Here is a 19,622-nt window from a genome sequence, read left to right as displayed (position 1 = left end):
CTTGCGGAAAGAGGGTAAGAAAACAAACAGCCCTAACATTGTTGGGGCTGTTTGTTTATAAAATCATGTCAATTGCGAGAAGCGTAGCGACGTGGCAATCTCATCGCGTTTGAAATACCTGTTAAGAGATCGCCGCGCTATCGCTCGCAATTACAACTTATAAGTTTTTGTCATGCTGAGGAACGAAGCATCTGCCTGCGTTCATTGCCAGCGTTTAGATTCTTCGCTGTCGCTCAGAATGACAAAAGCTTTAATAAGCCACCTTCCCTGGAGAGGGGTTGGGGAGAGGCTTTCTCAGGCGTTTTTCTTTTTAAAGAAACATCTCCTTCTAAAGTCTGTTCTATAGTGATATATTTAGTTACATTTACTGTAACCGATTTACCGTTGGGCTTAAGCCCCCGCACTCACTATGGCAAAACAAACTTCCAAACCAACCGACCAACCAGCCGAAAGCAAATCAGTTAAAACTACGAAAAAGGCAGCATCAAAAGCTATTGAAGCAACGCCTTCTGCAAGCGAAGATGCGGCGGTTAAAAAGCCGGCTGCTAAGCGTGCAACAATAGCTAAAACAGCCGAAACAGTATCTGCAGATCAAAAGCCTTCAAAGGCAAAAGCTAAAAAGCTTGAGGTGGTGCAAAGTACAACGGGATTAAAACCTGTTGAGCCATATAGCCGCTTTACCGATTTTGATATAGACCTGTTTAAGGGCGGTAAGCATTACAAACTTTACGAAAAGTTTGGTTCGCACGTGGTAGAGCATCATGGTGTGATAGGTACGTATTTCGCCGTTTGGGCACCGAATGCGCAATATGTATCGGTTATAGGTAATTTTAACGGCTGGAACAGTGGTTCGCATTCGCTTAACCCTCGTTGGGATGCATCAGGCATTTGGGAAGGTTTTATCCCTCATGTAGGCGTCGGCGAAACTTATAAATACTTCATTAAATCATCAAGCGGTGAAACGCTGGAGAAAAGTGATCCTTTCGCTTTGCGTTGGGAGATTCCTCCGCATACGGCTTCCATTGTTGCTGATACTTTTTACGAGTGGAAAGACCAGGACTGGATGGCAAACCGTTACAAGCATAATGCGCTGGATAAACCATATTCTGTTTACGAAATGCATTTGGGTTCATGGGCGCGCAGTTCGGAGAGTCCTGACGAATTTTTAAATTATCGCCAGGTAGCAGAAAAACTGGTACCCTACATTACCGAAATGGGCTTTACACATGTAGAGTTTATGCCTTTGATGGAGCACCCTTATTATCCAAGCTGGGGTTACCAGATCACGGGTTTCTTTGCCGCTTCATCGCGTTATGGAACGCCGCAGGATCTGATGTATCTGGTTGAAGAACTGCACAAAGCGGGCATCGGGGTAATTTTCGATTGGGTACCTTCGCATTTTCCCGGCGATGCACATGGTTTATACCGGTTTGACGGTACACATGTATACGAGCATGAAGATGTGCGTAAAGGTTTCCACCCGGATTGGAAATCCTATATATTCAATTATGGTCGCAACGAGGTTAAGGCTTTCCTCATCAGTAACGCATTGTTTTGGTTAGACAGGTACCATATCGATGGCCTGCGTGTTGATGCTGTGGCATCCATGCTATATTTGGATTACTCCCGCAACCACGGCGAGTGGGAACCAAATATTTTCGGTGGTAATGAAAATCTTGAAGCCATTGATTTCCTCAAAGAGTTTAACTCAACCGTTTACAGCAACTTCCCCGATGTGCAAACCATTGCCGAAGAATCTACATCCTTCAGCGGGGTAAGCAGGCCGGTATTCACCGGTGGCCTGGGCTTTGGTATGAAATGGATGATGGGCTGGATGCACGATACCCTTAAGTATTTTGCCCGCGACCCTATCTACCGTAAATACCACCAGGATCAGCTGACCTTCAGTTTGGTCTATGCTTTCACTGAAAACTTTATGCTGCCGTTCTCGCATGATGAGGTAGTTTACGGCAAAGGATCCATGATAGGCAAAATGCCCGGCGACGACTGGCAGCGCTTTGCTAACCTGCGTGTGCTATACAGCTTTATGTTTACACATCCCGGTACCAAACTGCTGTTTATGGGCGGCGAGTTTGCACAAAGCGAAGAATGGAACTTCCAGTATTCATTAGACTGGCATTTGCTGGAGTATGATAGTCACTTCGGAATAAAAGAAACCGTTAAGGCACTTAACCAGCTTTACAGATCAGAGCCAGCGCTGTATGAGAAAGCGTTCGACTGGACAGGCTTCGAGTGGATAGATGCAGGTAACTATGAGCAGTCTATACTGGTGTTCATCCGCAAAGGTATTGATCGCGCAAATGACCTGTTAGTGGTTTTGAATATGACACCGGCGGTTCATCATAATTACAGGATAGGGGTACCTGCTGCAGGTAACTGGCAGGAGGTGTTTAACTCTGATAAGAAAGAGTACTGGGGTGGTGGCGTAGGCAATTTTGAACCACTCGCGTCTGAAAAAGAAGAATGGAGCGGTCGCCCTGATTCCATCACTATCACTATACCGCCTTTAGCAGCTGTTGTATTTAAACGTAACGACGCATCTTCGGCTAAAGCGAAAGGAGATAAGGCATGAGTGATGGGCGCGGCAAATTCTTTTACCTGTATCTGATAGGTGGTACGGTAGCCTTAGCATTGCTGGCGTACAGCATCATATCAACGTTTCCGGAAGTGAGTTACGGCGGTGCGTTGTTCTATATCATCCCAACGCTTTTGTTATATTACATGGCTTATAAAACCTACCATGTAAAAAAGGACGGCGAATTAATGTGATAATGCGTTTTTGACAGAGCGATGGAAATGATCAAGTTACCTTTGTACAATGTCGGTATTAACAGCACCTGAAAAGATAATTGCATACCCTTTAGCTAACTTGGCCGGCAACCGTACAGATATAACGGTTTACGCAGCCAATGGCGTTGATATCGTTATCGATGCTGCTTTTTTGAAACCACACCGTAAGGATTACTTTTTTATGGCACTGGTTGAGCAGGGAGATAGCAGGCATTGGATAGATTTTTTGCCCTACACAATTAAACCCCGGCATTTCTATTTTACTGTTCCTCAGCAAGTGCATCTTAAAGAAGAGAGCAAACCAATGAAAGGCTATGTGGTTAGCTTTACCGAAGCGTTTTTGATGCTGGAGGAAAACCGGACTTTGCGCAACCTGCCAATTATCACCAATCCTTTAAGTATGCATGAGCTGGTCTTAAGCGACGATGATTACGCTTATTTAAAGGATGTGCTAAGCAAATTAACCGCTGAATATAATGCAGGTGGCGTTTGGCAAAACCAGATGCTTGCATCGTGGCTAAGGGTAGCACTAATCTATCTAAGCAGGCTCTACAACGAACAGTTTGGCGAGCATAGGGTCACGCAGAATTATTGCTTAAGTTTATTCAGGAAATTTCAGGAACTGATAGGGGAGCACTACGCCACTACTCATGATGTGGCTTCTTATGCCGACTTATTGAATATTACGCCGGGCCATTTAAACGATAGTGTTAAACAACACAGCGGCAAAACGGCCATTAGCCATATACACCATCGTTTATTGGTTGAGGCAAAGCGTAGTCTGCTGCACACCGCGTTGTCTGTTAAGGAGATTGCCGACCAGTTAGGTTTTGAAGATGCTGCTTATTTTAACCGTTTCTTTAAACGCCTTACTAATACTACCCCAATGGCTTTTAGGCAGCAAATCCGTGAAATGTACAATTAATGCCTTGCAATGTGCAGCGGCCGTAAGCCTATGCTGCATTAGCTTTGCGTTATGGAAAAACAAACTGTTTTAATAACCGGTGCCAATAAAGGCATTGGCCTGGAAACCGCCCGCCAGCTGGCTGTTGCCGGCTACTACATCTACCTGGGCTGCCGCGACGAAGCACGCGGTAACGAAGCCGTTGAGCAATTGCATAGCGAGGGTTTAACTAATGTTGAGCTATTGTTGATAGATGTTATCGACGATGAGTCCGTACAGCGTGCTTACGAAACTTTATCTGCAAAAATAGATCACCTGGACGTACTGATCAATAATGCAGGTATCCCGGGCAGCATTCCGCAGCCGGTGTTGGATACACCTATCGAAACTTACCGCAAGGTATATGAAGTGAACGTTTTCGGGGTGGCACGCGTAACAAAAACCTTTGTGCCGCTGATGCAGAATTCGCCAAACCCGCGGATAGTTAATGTTACGTCAGACCTGGGATCGCTTGGCTTGCATTCCGACCCATCATGGAGACATTATGAGGTAAAAACTGCTGCCTATGGTCCTTCAAAAAGCGCACTTAACGGGTACACTATTGCTTTGGCTTATGAGCTTAAAAATTTCAGGATAAATGCAGTCAACCCCGGCTATACTAAAACCGACTTTAACAACAACCAGGGCTACAAAACCGTTGAGGATGGCGCCGCTCCAATTGTTAAATATGCCATGATCGATAAGGACGGCCCAACCGGCGGTTACTTCAGCGATTACGGAGTTACGCCTTGGTAAAACTATAGTGGTGGCGGTAGCAATACCCACACAAAAGTTTGTCATGCTGAACGTAGTGAAGCATCTATTGTTAATTTTGCTAACCCGCATGCATGGTTCAATTATAGATCCTTCGCTATCGCTCAGGATGGCGAAATATATTAGCTGCTAATTCTTCTCTTCCTCCAGCAATCTCCGCGTTTCTTCTAATCCATTCTTTTCATCTTTAGGTAGTTCAGGGTACTCTGGTTTCATCTCTTTTAGCGTATGCAGTACAATGGTAGAAATAGCTATCCTGGTAAACCATTTTTTATCTGCTGGCAACACGTACCATGGACATTCTTTTGTGCTGGTTTCTTTAATTGCTGTTTCATAAGCGTGCATGTAATCTTTCCAGCGTTCGCGCTCTTTGATATCTGCAGCGCTAAATTTCCAGTTCTTCTCCGAATCCTCTATGCGTTTTAAAAAGCGCTCTTTCTGCTCGTCTTTAGACAGGTACAAAAAGAATTTGATGATTACTGTTCCGTTTTCGGCTAAATGGCTTTCAAAGTTGCGGATGCTCTCGTAACGTTGCTGCCAAAACTTTTTATCAATATCGTCCACCTTTTTTATGCCGGGGATGTTTTCCTTCAGGATAAACTCTGGGTGTACTTTAGTTACTAGTACATTCTCATAATGCGATCGGTTATGTATGCCAATGCGCCCACGCTCGGGAAGTGATTTATAATGTCGCCATAAAAAATCATGCTCATAGTCTTCGGCACTTGGCTGTTTAAAACTATACACCTGGCAACCCTGCGGGTTTAAGCCCGACATGGTATGTGCGATGGCACTATCTTTCCCTGCTGCATCCATCGCCTGAAAAATGATAAGCAACGACTTGGAGTTTGCTGCATATAAGCGATTCTGCAGCTTTGCAGTTTCCTCGATCAGTTCGGCTAACAGGTCTTCGGCTTCTTCCTTTTTAAAATTCAAAGTGTCATCCGTACTGTAATCATCCAGCGAGAACTTCTTGGTATCGGCAACTTTAAAACGTTTGATCAGATCTTTCATGGTAGTATTAAGCAGGGGAGAGGGCAGAATGTTTTTGTTTGTTCGCAAGAAGGATTCTTGCTTTGTTTTGGATCGAAGGTATAACCTTCGACCAGTGAGTGGCACTTTTAAGTTTGCAGATAGCTTCGTGCCTCACAATGACACCTTGTGAAAAAAAGTGTGGGCAAAAAAAAGCCCCGCAATTGCGAGGCTCTTTCTTATAAGTGGCTAAAACTTACAGTTTACCAATTTCCTGAACAAGGTCAATCAGTTTGTTTGAGTAACCCCACTCGTTATCGTACCAAGATACAACTTTAACAAAAGTGTCGCTAAGTGCAATACCAGCTTTAGCATCAAAGATAGATGTGCGTGCATCACCTTTAAAGTCTTCTGATACTACTTCGTCTTCAGTATAACCTAAGATGCCCTTAAGCTCACCTTCTGACGCTTCTTTCATAGCAGCTTTAACTTGCTCGTAAGTAGCAGGAGTTTTTAAGCGTGCAGTTAAGTCAACTACAGATACGTCTGCAACCGGAACGCGGAATGACATACCTGTTAATTTGCCTTTTAACTGAGGTAATACCAAGCCTACAGCTTTAGCAGCACCTGTTGATGAAGGGATGATGTTCTGGTAAGCACCACGGCCACCTCTCCAGTCTTTAGCCGATGGGCCGTCAACTGTTTTTTGAGTTGCAGTTACTGCGTGGATAGTGCTCATTAAACCTTCTTCGATACCAAATTTATCATCCAATACTTTAGCGATAGGCGCTAAACAGTTGGTAGTACATGATGCGTTTGAAACGATGTTTTGATCTGCCTTTAATTGTTTGTGATTAACACCCATAACAAAGGTAGGGGTATCATCTTTAGCAGGCGCGCTCATTACTACTTTTTTAGCACCGGCGTCGATATGTTTTTGAGCGGTTTCCTGGGTAAGGAATAAACCTGTTGATTCGATGATCACTTCAGCACCAACTTCATTCCATTTAAGGTTTGCAGGATCTTTTTCAGCAGTTACACGGATAGTTTTACCGTTAATCACAAGGTGACCGCCTTCTACAGCGATGGTACCTTTAAACTGGCCGTGAGTTGAATCGTATTTTAACATGTAAGCCATGTAATCAGGCTCAACAAGGTCGTTGATACCTACTACTTCAACATCTGGTCTTTCAATAGCTGCTCTGAAAGCCAAGCGGCCGATACGGCCAAAGCCGTTGATTCCTATTTTCATGATTTTTAATTTTTGCTTGTATAATAAGTCAATAAGTGGTTTATAGGTTCTTTAATAATATCATTTACAACCACGCCGCTTTGCTTTGCAGCCTCGTGCAGGTACTCCTGAAAGTTTGAGGCCACACTACCGGCAAAATGCACAGGGGTATCGGGATGCTTTTTTTGTAGTGGTACTATGTAAGTATCCATCAGTTTTTTAAACCCGGTAGTTATCACATTTTGGATGTAGGCATCCTGTTTGTTTTCCAGGTAAAAATCACTGAAAGAGCTTAAGAACAGCGCAGGCTGCTTTTGGCGGTAAACCTTCTCGAGCAACGTTTTACGGTCGGCATCGTAGCGTTGTACAAATTTCTTTTTAATGTTAGCCGGTAGGGTCTCATTCATAAAACCCTTTATCAACTGCCGGCCAAGCCAGTTGCCGGAACCTTCATCTGCCAGCACGTATCCCAGGCCGTAATTATTACTAATTACCCTTTTACCATCGTACCAGGCGGCATTGCTTCCGCTGCCACAAATACTGATGATGCCCGGCATGTTACGGCAACAAGCTATGGCTGCACCTTCAATATCGTGCCCTATATGCACCTTGGCGAACTTAAAAAAAGTTGAAAAGGCGGCATGCACAATGCGCTGCAGCTCGGGCGTTGATGAACCTGCACCATAAAAATAAATGCGCTTTATTTCTTCGGCATGGTGGATAAGGTTGATGTTCTTGTTAAAAAGTTGTACGATGTACTTTTCATCGCTAAAATAGGGATTTATGGCGGCGGTATTGAATGATGCGACGGTTCTCGTCTTATCGGCTAATCGCCAGCCGGCATTGTTAGATCCACTATATACAACTGCAACCATTTATATCGATAATATATCTGACATTTCCATCAGATCCTCTTCCAGTTTAAACTGATGTTGGGTTAAGGCCTCTTCGAGGTCGGTTAATTTGATATGATTGGCCTCCAAACCAACCATCTTTTGTGTTTCGCCTTTTATTAAGGCATTTACGGCAGCAAAACCAAGGCGGCTACCCAGTATCCGGTCAAATGCCGACGGACTGCCACCGCGTTGTAAGTGGCCTAAGATAGTAACTTTTATATCGTAAAACTTAACCTGTTTCCTAACTTCTTCGGCAAGGTCATAAGCACCGCGTTTATCACCCTCTGCAACTATAACAATACTTGATGACTTTTTATTGTACTGCCCAGCCTTAAGATTCTCTATAAGATGCTCAATAGCCGTATCGCGCTCGGGTAATAAAATAGCCTCTGCTCCGCAGGATATTCCTGCACGCAGGGCAATAGCACCAGAGTCGCGGCCCATAACCTCTATAAAGAAAAGGCGGTCGTGTGCATCTGCGGTATCGCGTATCTTGTCAATAGCTTCGATTACGGTATTGGTAGCGGTATCAAAACCCAGTGTGTAGGTTGATCCGTACAGGTCGTTATCTATAGTACCGGGTACACCTATAACAGCTATATCAGGGTACTTTTTTGAAAAACGCAGCGCACCGGTAAATGTACCGTCGCCACCAATTACAACAAGGCCGTCAATGCCGTTAGCTTTTAAGTTTTTATATGCGGTTTCCATACCTTCATCAGTACGGAATGGTAAGCATCTTGCGGTTTTAAGAATGGTACCCCCAAGGTTAAGTATATTACTAACCGAGCGTGGGTCCATGTCATACATATTATTGTCGATAAGCCCCTGGTAGCCCTGGCGAACACCGGCTACGTGCAAGCCGTTATATATAGCGGTACGTACAACAGCCCTGATGCATGGATTCATGCCCGGGGCATCACCACCTGATGTAAGGACTGCGATCTTCGAAATTTTCTGCATCTTCTCTTTACTCAAGTAAATTGTAGTGCGAATATAAGGTGTCAGATTTACACCATTAAATTTATTTTTTATTTTTACAATAAGATTTAACAATTATCTTAGACCAATAAACCTAAAATTAAACCAACATTGGAAGTTAAGTTACCTACGTTTAACTCCGTATTCTCGATAGACTGTGTCATATTTGGATTTGAAGCGGGGGAGTTGAAAATATTGCTTATTGAGCGAAATGAGGAGCCTTACAAAGACTGGCTTGCATTGCCCGGCTATATTGTGGAGCAGGACGAAAGTATTGATAATGCTGCCGAGCGGATATTGTATGAACTTACCGGCCTGCGCGACCTGCACATGCAGCAGTTCCACACCTTCGGCGAAGTGAACCGCCACCCCCAAGGTCGTGTGATCACTGTAGCCTACTATGCATTAATACGTATTAACGGGCAAAAAGAACTGAAGCCCATTACACAATATGCTAAAAGCGCTTTCTGGCATCCCGTTAATGAATTGCCAAAATTGGCGTTTGACCATACCGAGATCTTCCAGACAGGGTTTAATAAACTGCGTCGCCGTTTAAATTATCAGCCTATTGCGTTTGAGTTGCTGCCCGAGAAGTTTACACTTACCCAACTGCAATCCCTTTATGAGGCCGTGCTTAACAAAAAGTTGGATAAACGCAACTTCCGTAAAAAGATGCTGAGCTATGGTTTCCTGAAAGAGCTGGACGAAAAGCAAAAAGGCGTATCATATCGCGCTGCGAAACTTTACAAGTTTGACCGCCGTAAATACACCAAGATATTCCAGAACGAATTGAACCTGGATAGCTAAAGAGCTCCAAGAGGTCAAGAGTCAGGGATCAAGAAGATAGTAAGAAAAAGAAAGCCGCCTGTTTAAAACAGGCGGCTTTTATATTATTAAACATCCGGATGTCTTTTCTCTTGAATCAAGACATCCGGATTCTGATCAAACTACGCTTTAGTAGAGGCAGCTTGCAGGTGGTATTTAACCAAATTATCTATAGGAGAGCGGATGATGCTGCCAACGGTCATGCCGTTTTCAACACAAACCTCTTCAAGTACGTTACGGAAATTGTAACCAACAGAACCTATACAGTTAAACGTATAGCGTTGATAATCCGGGTAATGTTTAACCAGGTTGTTAAAGAAATCAACAAAAGACGTACGTACAAGGTTACGCGAATACTCAATGTTTACGTTGTTATCGTAAACAAATTTGCTAAAGCTTGCGCAGAAACGGTTTGCACGCGGTTGGGTGTAAACTATCTCGTTAATATCATCAGGGGTAAGTTTAAACTCTTCCCAGAAAATTTTGCGTACCGCCTCAGGCATGTAGCCGCGCAGGTAATCGATTAATAATTTTTTGCCGATGTAACAGCCGCTTCCTTCATCACCAAGGATGTAAGCACCTGAGTCAATATTATGGGTAATTTCGCGGCCATTGTACAGGCAGGTGTTTGTACCTGTGCCTAATATGGCGGCAAAACCTTCTTCATTGCCAAGCAAAGCGCGTGCAGCAGCAAGCAGATCGTGTCCAATGTTTACTTTAGATTTATCGAAAACCACTTGCATGGCATCTTCAACAACCTTACGCATCTCGGGTGTTGAGCAACCGGCGCCGTAGTAATTAACTTCTGTGATTTCTCCTTTGTTCAGGTCTGTAGGCAGGCTTTCTTTTAAAGACTGGATAATGTATTCTGTGTTTGAGAAGTACGGATTATATCCTTCGGTATTGAAATACACCTTTTTACCATCTTCGGTAACTAAACACCAATTGGTTTTGGTAGAGCCACCGTCAGCAATTATGATCATAAAATAAGTTTTTAAAATTGGCTAAAAGTATGATTAACTTATTGTAAATAAAACACTAAATTATTTAAAAAAGTAAAAATCTGATACACAGTGAATAAACTTTTGTTTGAAGCTCAAAATGAAATATTTTTGATGCTGATAAGTACCTGGCGAATGCCTTGTACCAAGAAAATTCTCCTCTCAACAAATTTTTGGTTATAATATCAATTTTGCAAAAAATGCAAGCTTGTTACAGGTTACAATTATATACAATATTTTGATAATAATTTATTTGCGATATTTTTTTACGTTAGTTATCTTCATACCGTATTTGCCAATGTTACCCGCTGCTAAAAACAGCGAATCCCACCTCTTAAACCTGTCATCTGATTTAACTTGTTTAAAGCCTTGGCTTTATTTTTGAATACGTATGTCAATTTATAATTTTGGCGCCCCAATGCAAATTTTCATGAAAAGTTATCTATGCTGTATACAGTTTATATAAGTGCCGCTGCCACCCTTTTAACCACAAATGAACTCAAAGACCTGCTTGTAAAAAGCCAGTTACGCAATTCAGATTTTGGTATAACCGGTTTATTATTATATAATAATGGTGTTTTTATGGGTGTTATAGAGGGGAACAGGCAATATGTTACAAAACTATTTGACAATATAGAAAACGACACTAATAATACAGCAGTTATAAAGCTTGCAGAGCAGCCGATTACAGAGCGCCAATTTGATACGTGGACGATGTCTTTTAAAACAAATGGTCCGGATGGATTAAAAAATATACAGGGCTATGTGCAGCCACACCAGATCTGTCTACCTGTGAATATTGATAGGCGGGTGGCAGAACTTGTGGAGACTTTCTTCACCTGCGATAAATAATTGCTTATTATGAACCAGGCTATTGCCTAATCCAACCTGTTTTTGCATATTTGCACCGCGAAAAATTTTGCGATGGTCCCGTAGCTCAGTTGGATAGAGCAACTGCCTTCTAAGCAGTAGGTCTTTGGTTCGAATCCAAACGGGATCACTTAATGTTACCCTCAAGATATACAAAAAACCCTCTAAATAGCATATTTAGGGGGTTTTTTATGAATAGCCAGTAGGCAGCTTCTAATTATTTACATTAAAGGAAATGAACTTCAATCTAAGCAGTGGATTGTGGACAAGGCACTCCTTTTGGCAAAAATATAATGGGTAAAATTCTCCAAAATGATTCGGGATTTTCAAATGAAAAGTAACACAGAAATATCCATTTTTTTTATACTGTTAATAATAGGGTGGGCAGCAGCAGAATTTTTCTAAGATAAAAAGCTGAATGTGTCGATGGATCCATACTCATAAAATTGCGTGGTTTTGAATTCGTATTAATTTGTAATTTCATAGACACCTCTTTTTCGTAATGCAAAACCGGCCGTCGTCATAGCAATTAGAGTGAAAGGTATAAAAATATAATTTTGGTCAATTGGGACATTGGTAGGTCCGCACTTTGATGGATCATTGACTTTGTATGTAGCTAAAAAGCCATTACCATTAGGCGGCCCATGTAATGATACCTCGGTGACACAGGGCGTGCTGGAAGTGGTTATATCATTTCTCGGTACTGGACCAGGATAAGTATTTATCTGTCCACAAACATAATTTTCATTGTTGGGCTTTGTTGCACTATATCCATTGAAATTTATATCGTAATAAGTTCCTGGGTTTGCATATACTCGCTGAGGAGCCCCTCCGTATACGTTGTCCATGCCCAGATATTGAGTATAAACTCTTGAACCCAAATTGCATCCAGTTCCAGTAGTTTGAGCTGACGTATCAATACTAAAAATTAAGGTTAAAATGAAAAACGCAGCGAAAAAGCGCATCGGTCTACTGTTAATGAACAGCTAACATATTGCTATTATTAAAACTAATGGCAATAATTCCTATAGCTATTAGTTTTAAAAGCGAAAAAATATCTTTTCTTAAATCAATAGTTTAACTTGATTAACAGTTGGTTAAAGTCATTGGATCAGACTTGGTAATTGAGTAACAATCTGTTCTTTTCGATGTGGATTATTGCGCCGCATTTGAGAAACTCACTCGGGGCGACATAATGAAAGGCTACAGGCTTAAATTGTAGCTTTTCATTTACACGTATGCTCTTCTACACTATGGGCCATAAATTAACTTGGCGCCGTAGTGATAAAGCCATTGTTGTCTTATCTAAATTGTTGTCTTATCCAAAACGCTGTCATAATCCAAATGGTTTAAAACAACACATAAAAAGCCGCTTTAATCAATTTTAAAGCGGCTTTTAAATATTGACCTATCAGATCAAGGTAAATCAATTGCGGAATAATTCCCACTCGGAGAATTGGAGGATAGAACCGGATTGTACTGAGGTAACGTTAAGCCGGTAATACGCGTAGCTGGTTGTATTGCTTATGGTATAGGTTTGTTTCAGGAAGCGCGATGCAAAGGATTGATTTGTCTTTGTGTCAAGCGTGGTCCAGGTGGTTCCGTTGTTAGATCCTTGTAACGTCCAGTTCTTCGGATCGCGGGCCGGAACGTCATTAGCCGAGGTAATGGTATATTTAACTACCGTCGCTGCTACATTTGGTTTAAATTGCACCCAGCCAGAAGCATGTTGCGTTAAGTATTTAGTGGCAGTATTATTATCGATAAGCATAGTGTACTCTTCACCTGACGGCGACCCAGTTTGATACTGTGCGCTTAGCGTGCCTGAGTAATCGGTCAGATCTGCGCCCGAAGGGGCGGTTGTAGTAGTTGTGCCACCATCCAGGGCGGTAAATATGGCATCACTGTAGGTTTTATTTTTGTTGGCTGCAAATACCATTATGCCTGCCTTATCCGGGCTTGGGTGCCATTGGGCCTGCGCGACAGCGCTCGATTGGCTATTGTCATCATAAGACATGCCAAGCACTACCTTGGCATTGCCAAGTGTGTTTGCCCAGTAATTAAACCTTGAAGTGTTATCTTCAAAGTAACCCATATCCATTACAAAATTAAGGTACTGGCTTAAGGCAGTTTCGCGGAAAATAGGGCCAGGAGCACCACCGTCATAAAAGGCACCTAAATACATTTTTGTTGTGCTGTTGGTTGAAAGCGGCCCAAAGTACTTACCTAATTCTTTGATCAGGTTGCGGTAATTAGTATTATCTGTAGCGTTATGCTCAACATCCAGCGAAATACCATCAAGCCCTACAGTATTTACGCAATCATTTACAAAAGATGCAAATTGAGTGTAATTATAAGCTGTTCCGTTATACGTGGTAAACGGGGTTGCTGTGCTCCATGAAGAAGCATCATCAACATTCATCAATACCTTTACACCCCTTGACCGGAGCGTTTGAATATCCTGTAAAATCTGCCTTTTGTTCTTGTAGTAAGCGTTTTGCATCCATCCCGAATTGTAATGTACGGTGTCAGCCAGTTCCCATAGTGTCCCTTCAAAAACCACTACAACGTTGGCTTTATCAGTAAAGGTAGTTAAGGGTAAAACGCCCTGGTTTGCAGGCGTTACGTCAAATGCATAATAAGCAACTTTGTTTTGCCCCGCAGCTGGTAAAGCTTGCGTTGATAACCGCGAAAATTTAGCATTGGCTGCCATATCTTCAGCAGATTTACCTGGTGATAGGTTGCTTAAAGTTTGATTTTTCCTGCAAGCAGCATTAAGCATCAGCAGACAGCCAAAAGCCGCCAACTGCAGTGGGTACATTTTTTTCATAATGGTTTATTATAAGTTAAAAATTGGTTTAATATTTAATGCTTTTAGTGCTTAAGCATTCATATTTTATCCTTCTCTAATCAGTATCTAATATATATTGCCTGAAGGGAAAAATTAAGTCACATAGGTTTAATTCAATTTTAGGGAATAACCTACAATTAATATTGATGCAAATTTGCATAGTGTTAAACCGTATTTGCATATACAGAAAATGTTATTCCGTAAGGGAGTATTAGCTGCGCCACATATGATGCAGCATACTTAGACACTTGAAAGTTCTAATATTGATCTGCAAATGGCAATTGGCTAATTCTTCCCATCGAACATTTAAACCCTCACTGTGTTAGTCAGATATGAAGATACTGCTCACAGGTGCAACCGGTTACATAGGCCGCAGGCTTTTACCGGCGTTGATAGATGAAGGTCATCATGTTATTTGCGTGGTGCGTGATAAGTATCGCTTTGATACCAAAAGGTACAAGCCCGGCTCGGTGACCGTATTTGAGGGAGACCTTATGAAACCTAAAAGTTTCGACGACTGCCCTAAAGATATCGATGCCGCATACTATCTTGTACACTCCATGAATATGAGCGGGGGCGATTTTAGTAAAGAGGAACGTAAATCTGCCCAAAATTTTGTGGCATTACTGGATAAAACCAAAGCTAAGCAGATCATCTACTTAGGCGGTATAGTAAACGAAGAGCACCTAAGCAAGCACCTGGCCAGCCGCAAAGCTGTGGAAGACGAGTTGCGTAAAAGCAAAGTGCCGGTAACAGCCTTAAGGGCTGGAATTATTGTAGGGTCGGGAAGCGCATCGTTCGAGATCATTCGTGATCTGGTGGAAAAGCTGCCGTTTATGATCGCTCCAAAATGGATAAAAACAAAGTGCCAGCCTATAGCTATACGCAATGTTATACAGTTCTTAAGTGGCGTACTGGGTAAGGATTTCACTTACAACAAACACTTCGACATTTACGGGCCGGATACGCTTACTTACAAACAGATGCTTGAGCGTTTTGCCAAAGTACGTAAGTTGAAACGCAAGATTATTACTGTGCCGGTATTTACGCCCCGCTTATCATCTTACTGGTTGTACTTTGTTACCTCAACGGCTTACCCATTGGCTAAAAACCTGGTAGACAGCATGAAGGTTGATGTGATAGGAGAGGCTAATGAACTACCTGAAAAACTGCACGTTCATTTGATACCTTACGAGGAAGCTATAAAAATGGCGTTTGAAAAAATAGAGCAGAATCTCGTTCTCTCCAGTTGGAATGATGCGGGAAACAGCCAGATCTTCCGAAAAGGTTTGTCAAAGCATATTGAGGTACCAAAGTTTGGTGTGTTTAAAAACAAACAGACCGAAAAAACGAAAAATACGGACGACGCGCTGAAAAGGATCTTTGCTATTGGTGGCCGTAACGGCTGGTATTATGCCAACTGGCTATGGGAGTTCAGGGGTTTTATTGATAAGTTGTTCGGAGGAGTTGGCTTAAGGCGTGGTCGTAAAAATGCTTCTGAAACATCAGTAGGGGAGGCGCTTGATTTTTGGCGGGTGATACTGGTAAGTAAAGAGGAAAAACGCCTGCTGCTTTACGCTGAAATGAAACTACCCGGCGAAGCCTGGCTTGAATTTAAGATAAATGATAAAAATTGCGTAGTACAAACAGCTACCTTTAGGCCCCTGGGGCTTGCCGGCAGGTTGTATTGGTACGCCATGCTTCCTTTCCATTTCTTTATTTTTAAGGGTATGCTACATCATATTGCAGCGGGTTAAATAGCTTATAGTAAATATTTTATCATTTTTGATCAGGGATTTATCCTAGGCTATAACTCTATTTTTATTTCTTTGTTTGGAATTAGTCTAAATAAACTATTTTTGCGGCAGAAATATTTGTACTAAGACCATGCTTTATATCACTGCCGAGCAAAAAACTAATACTACTCCTTTAAAAAATCTGTTTCTCGTATCAATATTGCTTATTGTATCCATCATAATACCTTTCCACCTTTTTGGGCAGGAAAATACAAAGGCAGATCTGGCTATAACCGTCACCACCCTTGATGGCGCACCGTTAAGCTATGCAACCATTACTATTACCGGTGGTAAAAGCGGCCATACTGATGAACAGGGTAAATTTATAGCTAACAATATTAAACCTGGAAAATACACCATCACAGCCAGCATGGTAGGTTACCAAACGGCAAGCAAAAATGTGGATGTAGCCGCCGGCCAGAGTTTAGACGTAGTCTTTACCCTCCAACCCGGAAACTCATTATCAGAAGTAGTTGTTACCGCAGGCCGAAAAGTAGAAAGTATTAAAGAAGTGCCTTCATCGGTTAGCATCCTCAATGAGCGCCAGGTTAAAGAACAGCTCAATATCAACCCATCTGTAGCGGCCATATTAGGCAATACTATTCCGGGGCTGGGCGTTGCAACCAATAAGGCTAATAACGCAGGCCAAACTCTTCGCGGCAGGCAGGTTTTAGTGCTTATTGACGGTATACCGCAATCAACACCATTGATGAATGGCAGTCGTGATATACGTACGATCGATCCTGCAGTGATCGAGCGTGTAGAAGTAATTAAAGGCGCCACCTCCATTTATGGAAATGGTTCTGCAGGTGGTATAATCAACTTTATAACTAAAAAACCGGTAGCGGGCAAAAGCTTTACAGGCCTTACCAGCGTGGGCATCAGCGGCAATGTGGTACATCCGGCTAATACCTTGGGTTACCGTTTCTCGCAGATGTTCTCGGGTAATATAAATCGTTTCTCTTACGTGGTTAGCGGTACGGTGAACTATACCGGCGTACAAAAAGATGCTAAGGGAAATGTGAATGCACAGCCCGATGGTTTAGGTCAGAGCAGAACGTACAATGCCTTTGTTAAAGCCAACTATAAAATAAATGACAATAGCGATGTAACCGCATCCTATAATCTTTACACAAGCACGCAAAACAGCGATTACGTTAACGTGATTGGCAAGTATGGCGTAAAGCCTTCGGTTGGGCAAAAGGGAGATGACCCCGGCGAACCTGCCGGCACGCCTTACAACCATAACGTGTTGCTAACCTATCAAAACCGTGCATTACCGCTCAACTCATCACTTGACATATCTGCATACTACAACGGTTTCCAATCCATGAACCGCTACGTAGCGCAGGGCTCGGCATGGTATGGTCCCGGTCAAACCAAGATACAATCGTACAAAAAAGGTGTGCGCCTTACCTTAAATACCCCCTGGAAACTGGGTAACTGGGGCGATGGCAACGTTACCTACGGCCTCGACCTGCTGAACGACCGCACCAACCAGATCCTTACCGATGGCCGCGTTTACATACCCGATATGAATATGGTTAACCTGGCGCCATACGCACAAATGAAACTCGATATATTGACTAACCTGGTATTTAAGGCCGGCATCCGTTACGAGAATGCAACTGTGACAGTTAAGGATTACAGCACCATTGCCAAAGGCCCTAACAACCAGGGCAGCATACCAGTTACAGGCGGTAAGATACCTTACAATGCCACAACCTTTAACACAGGTTTACGCTACAACAAGTATGATTTGTTTAATCCCTTTGTGAGTTTCTCCCAAGGTTTTGCCATTACCGAACTGGGACGGATTTTAAGGAGTGCAACAAGCAACACTATTGAAACCATCAATACCAAACCGGTTATTACCAACAATTACGAGGCTGGTTTTAGCAGCAGGTTAGGCCTTGTTAATTTAACGGCGGCTTATTATATCAGCACATCAAACCTGGGTGCCAACCTGGTTGATAACGGTAACGGTGTATTGGTTGCCCAGCGCGAACCGGAGAACGTACATGGCTACGAGCTTACTGCTGATGTGAATTTAAGTCAGCAATGGTCGGTAGGGGGCAGCTACGCTTATGTTGAGGGTAAGTCTAAGCAGCCTAACGGGACACAGGTATACCTTAATGGTTTACGCATAGCACCGCCAAAGGCTACCGGTTATTTAGGCTTCCGCCCTGATAATAAATTTGACGTTAAGCTTTACTGGATCTATACCGGTAACCGCGACAGGTTTGCTGTACGCTCAAACCGCTTGTACGCTAATAGCGAAGGCCCCATTAAGTCCATAAACCTGTTTAACCTGGGTGCTAACTATAAGTTCAACACAAAGTTTTCGGCTGGTTTGGGTATCGAGAATTTATTTAATAAAGCATACTACCCGGTGGTGGCCCAGTACCGTGCCATGGATGCAGACTACGCCATGGGCGTGGGTACTACTGCCAACCTCAACTTATACTATAGCTTCTAAAAACGATGATAAAAAAGATATTTCTTTGGTTGCACCGATGGCTGGGCTTGGTAACTGGCATAGTAGTTATTATTGTAAGCATAACTGGTTGCATCAATGTGTTTGCAGACGAATTAAAGGAATATTTTTATCACGACAGGTACTTTAACCAATCTGTACCGCAACCTGCGGAGCGCTTAAATTTCAGCATGTTGCTTAACAATGCGCAACAGGCGTTGGGTAAAAAGTACAAATTATCGCGGTGCGAAGTTTACCCTGCGGCCAATCGCAACTGGGTTTTCAGGGCAAGTAAAACTGACCCTAAAGGTTTTGGTCATTGGAATTATTATAAATACTACTACCGCGTTTATGTTAACCCTTATACCGGCAAAGTTGTATCTATAGAAGATACCAAAAACGAATTCTTCCAGCTGATGTTGAGCCTCCACCTTAACCTGCTGCTCGGCGATCAGGTAGGTAAACCTATTACCGGCATATCTGTAGCCTGTTTCTTCGTGATCTTGGTAAGCGGGCTTATCATCTGGTGGCCAAAACGTTTAACGATCAAGGGTTTTAAAGGAAAGCTACAGATCAAACGAAATGCAGGGCCAAAGCGCTTAAATTATGATGTGCATAACGCGTTTGGCTTTTATACTTTAATTCCTGCTCTGATTATCACTATGACGGGGCTCGTCTTCGCCTTCGACTGGGCAGATAATGCCGTTAAGTTTATTGCGGATGGCGGGCAAACAGTTAAAAAGCGAACTATCCCAAAATCATCCCCTGCGAAAGCATACAAAACAATCGCTATCGATAGCGCAATAAAAACCTTGCTGCGCAAACATGATACGGCCGATGTGTTTGCTATCCGCCTGCGCGATAAACCTACCGATCCATTTAATATACAGGTAAGGCTTGCCGCCAACAGAACGCATGAGTTTGAGTGGTACTATTTTGACCGAAACACCGGCCTGCAACTGCTGCATTACAGCAATGCCGATGTTAAGGGTGGTGAAAAAACAAGAAGCCTTAATTACGATCTGCACACCGGCGCTTATGCAGGTTTACCAACCAAAATATTGGCTTTTTTGGCATCGCTGGTTTGTGCATCATTGCCTGTAACCGGTTTTATGATATGGTACAATAAGCGGCAAAAGAAACATAAGAAAACACCTATCCGCAGGCGCAGTCCAGCTATGGTTGGCGCTTAAAT

The 19,622-nt window shown here is 42.7% G+C and carries 16 protein-coding genes and 1 tRNA gene; 10 read left to right on the top strand and 7 right to left on the bottom strand.

All coding sequences use genetic code 11. From position 1 onward, the window contains the following. Positions 1-409: 409 nt before the first annotated feature. The 4 genes from glgB to INP83_RS18520 are packed head-to-tail and all read left to right on the top strand — an operon-like array spanning position 410 to position 4,510. On the top strand, positions 410-2,593 hold the full coding sequence (glgB, locus tag INP83_RS18535) for a 1,4-alpha-glucan branching protein GlgB (protein ID WP_219125433.1): 2,184 nt from the start codon (positions 410-412) through the stop codon (positions 2,591-2,593). After that, positions 2,590-2,790, top strand: a complete 201-nt coding sequence (locus INP83_RS18530; RefSeq protein WP_146270576.1) for a hypothetical protein — start codon at positions 2,590-2,592, stop codon at positions 2,788-2,790. Before glgB ends, INP83_RS18530 begins: the two co-directional genes overlap by 4 nt. 49 nt (positions 2,791-2,839) lie before the next feature. Beyond that, entirely contained in the window at positions 2,840-3,736 is an 897-nt protein-coding gene (locus tag INP83_RS18525; RefSeq protein WP_219125432.1) for a helix-turn-helix domain-containing protein, read from the top strand. Between the two features lie 51 nt (positions 3,737-3,787). Beyond that, complete coding sequence (locus INP83_RS18520) at positions 3,788-4,510, top strand: SDR family oxidoreductase (protein WP_219125431.1); 723 nt, start codon at positions 3,788-3,790, stop codon at positions 4,508-4,510. Positions 4,511-4,657: 147 nt separating this feature from the next. On the opposite strand, the gene INP83_RS18515 is transcribed toward INP83_RS18520, so the two are convergent. The 4 genes from INP83_RS18515 to pfkA form a co-directional block, all read right to left on the bottom strand. After that, positions 4,658-5,542: a polyphosphate kinase 2 family protein gene (locus INP83_RS18515; RefSeq protein ID WP_219125430.1), complete on the bottom strand. Its 885-nt coding sequence runs from the start codon at positions 5,540-5,542 to the stop codon at positions 4,658-4,660. A 214-nt stretch (positions 5,543-5,756) separates the two neighbouring features. Continuing rightward, complete coding sequence (gene gap / locus INP83_RS18510) at positions 5,757-6,752, bottom strand: type I glyceraldehyde-3-phosphate dehydrogenase (RefSeq protein ID WP_219125429.1); 996 nt, start codon at positions 6,750-6,752, stop codon at positions 5,757-5,759. 5 nt (positions 6,753-6,757) lie between these two features. After that, complete coding sequence (locus INP83_RS18505; protein ID WP_146270566.1) at positions 6,758-7,606, bottom strand: hypothetical protein; 849 nt, start codon at positions 7,604-7,606, stop codon at positions 6,758-6,760. After that, on the bottom strand, positions 7,607-8,590 hold the full coding sequence (pfkA, locus tag INP83_RS18500) for a 6-phosphofructokinase (RefSeq protein WP_146270564.1): 984 nt from the start codon (positions 8,588-8,590) through the stop codon (positions 7,607-7,609). Positions 8,591-8,719: 129 nt separating this feature from the next. Between pfkA and INP83_RS18495 the strand changes: the two genes are divergently transcribed. Next, complete coding sequence (locus INP83_RS18495; protein WP_146270562.1) at positions 8,720-9,415, top strand: NUDIX domain-containing protein; 696 nt, start codon at positions 8,720-8,722, stop codon at positions 9,413-9,415. 140 nt (positions 9,416-9,555) lie between these two features. Here INP83_RS18495 and INP83_RS18490 read toward each other — a convergent pair whose 3' ends face one another. Further along, on the bottom strand, positions 9,556-10,416 hold the full coding sequence (locus INP83_RS18490; protein ID WP_146270560.1) for an N-acetylglucosamine kinase: 861 nt from the start codon (positions 10,414-10,416) through the stop codon (positions 9,556-9,558). Positions 10,417-10,878: 462 nt separating this feature from the next. Here INP83_RS18490 and INP83_RS18485 point away from each other — a divergent pair, with 462 nt between their 5' ends. Continuing rightward, positions 10,879-11,286, top strand: coding sequence for a BLUF domain-containing protein (locus tag INP83_RS18485; protein ID WP_146270558.1), 408 nt, complete (start codon positions 10,879-10,881; stop codon positions 11,284-11,286). Between the two features lie 74 nt (positions 11,287-11,360). After that, positions 11,361-11,434 (top strand) — tRNA-Arg (locus tag INP83_RS18480). Between the two features lie 337 nt (positions 11,435-11,771). Here the strand turns inward: INP83_RS18480 and INP83_RS18475 are convergent. Together INP83_RS18475 and INP83_RS18470 are read right to left on the bottom strand one after the other, a co-directional pair. Continuing rightward, a complete protein-coding gene (locus INP83_RS18475) occupies positions 11,772-12,269 on the bottom strand; it encodes a hypothetical protein (protein ID WP_219125428.1) in 498 nt (165 codons plus the stop codon). A gap of 461 nt (positions 12,270-12,730) precedes the next feature. Further along, positions 12,731-14,134, bottom strand: a complete 1,404-nt coding sequence (locus INP83_RS18470) for a glycosyl hydrolase family 18 protein (protein ID WP_219125427.1) — start codon at positions 14,132-14,134, stop codon at positions 12,731-12,733. A 353-nt stretch (positions 14,135-14,487) separates the two neighbouring features. Here INP83_RS18470 and INP83_RS18465 point away from each other — a divergent pair, with 353 nt between their 5' ends. The 3 genes from INP83_RS18465 to INP83_RS18455 all read left to right on the top strand — a co-directional run bounded on the left by INP83_RS18465 (position 14,488) and on the right by INP83_RS18455 (position 19,620). Beyond that, positions 14,488-15,912, top strand: coding sequence for an SDR family oxidoreductase (locus INP83_RS18465; protein ID WP_219125426.1), 1,425 nt, complete (start codon positions 14,488-14,490; stop codon positions 15,910-15,912). Positions 15,913-16,042: 130 nt separating this feature from the next. Then, complete coding sequence (locus INP83_RS18460) at positions 16,043-18,430, top strand: TonB-dependent receptor (protein ID WP_219125425.1); 2,388 nt, start codon at positions 16,043-16,045, stop codon at positions 18,428-18,430. A gap of 5 nt (positions 18,431-18,435) precedes the next feature. Continuing rightward, positions 18,436-19,620, top strand: a complete 1,185-nt coding sequence (locus INP83_RS18455; protein WP_219125424.1) for a PepSY domain-containing protein — start codon at positions 18,436-18,438, stop codon at positions 19,618-19,620. Positions 19,621-19,622: the final 2 nt, after the last annotated feature.

The sequence above is a fragment of the Mucilaginibacter sp. 21P genome (assembly GCF_019331605.1).
Lineage (GTDB): Bacteria > Bacteroidota > Bacteroidia > Sphingobacteriales > Sphingobacteriaceae > Mucilaginibacter > Mucilaginibacter achroorhodeus.
Note: the sequence above shows the minus strand (reverse complement) of the source record. Positions and strands in the feature narration are given on the sequence as shown.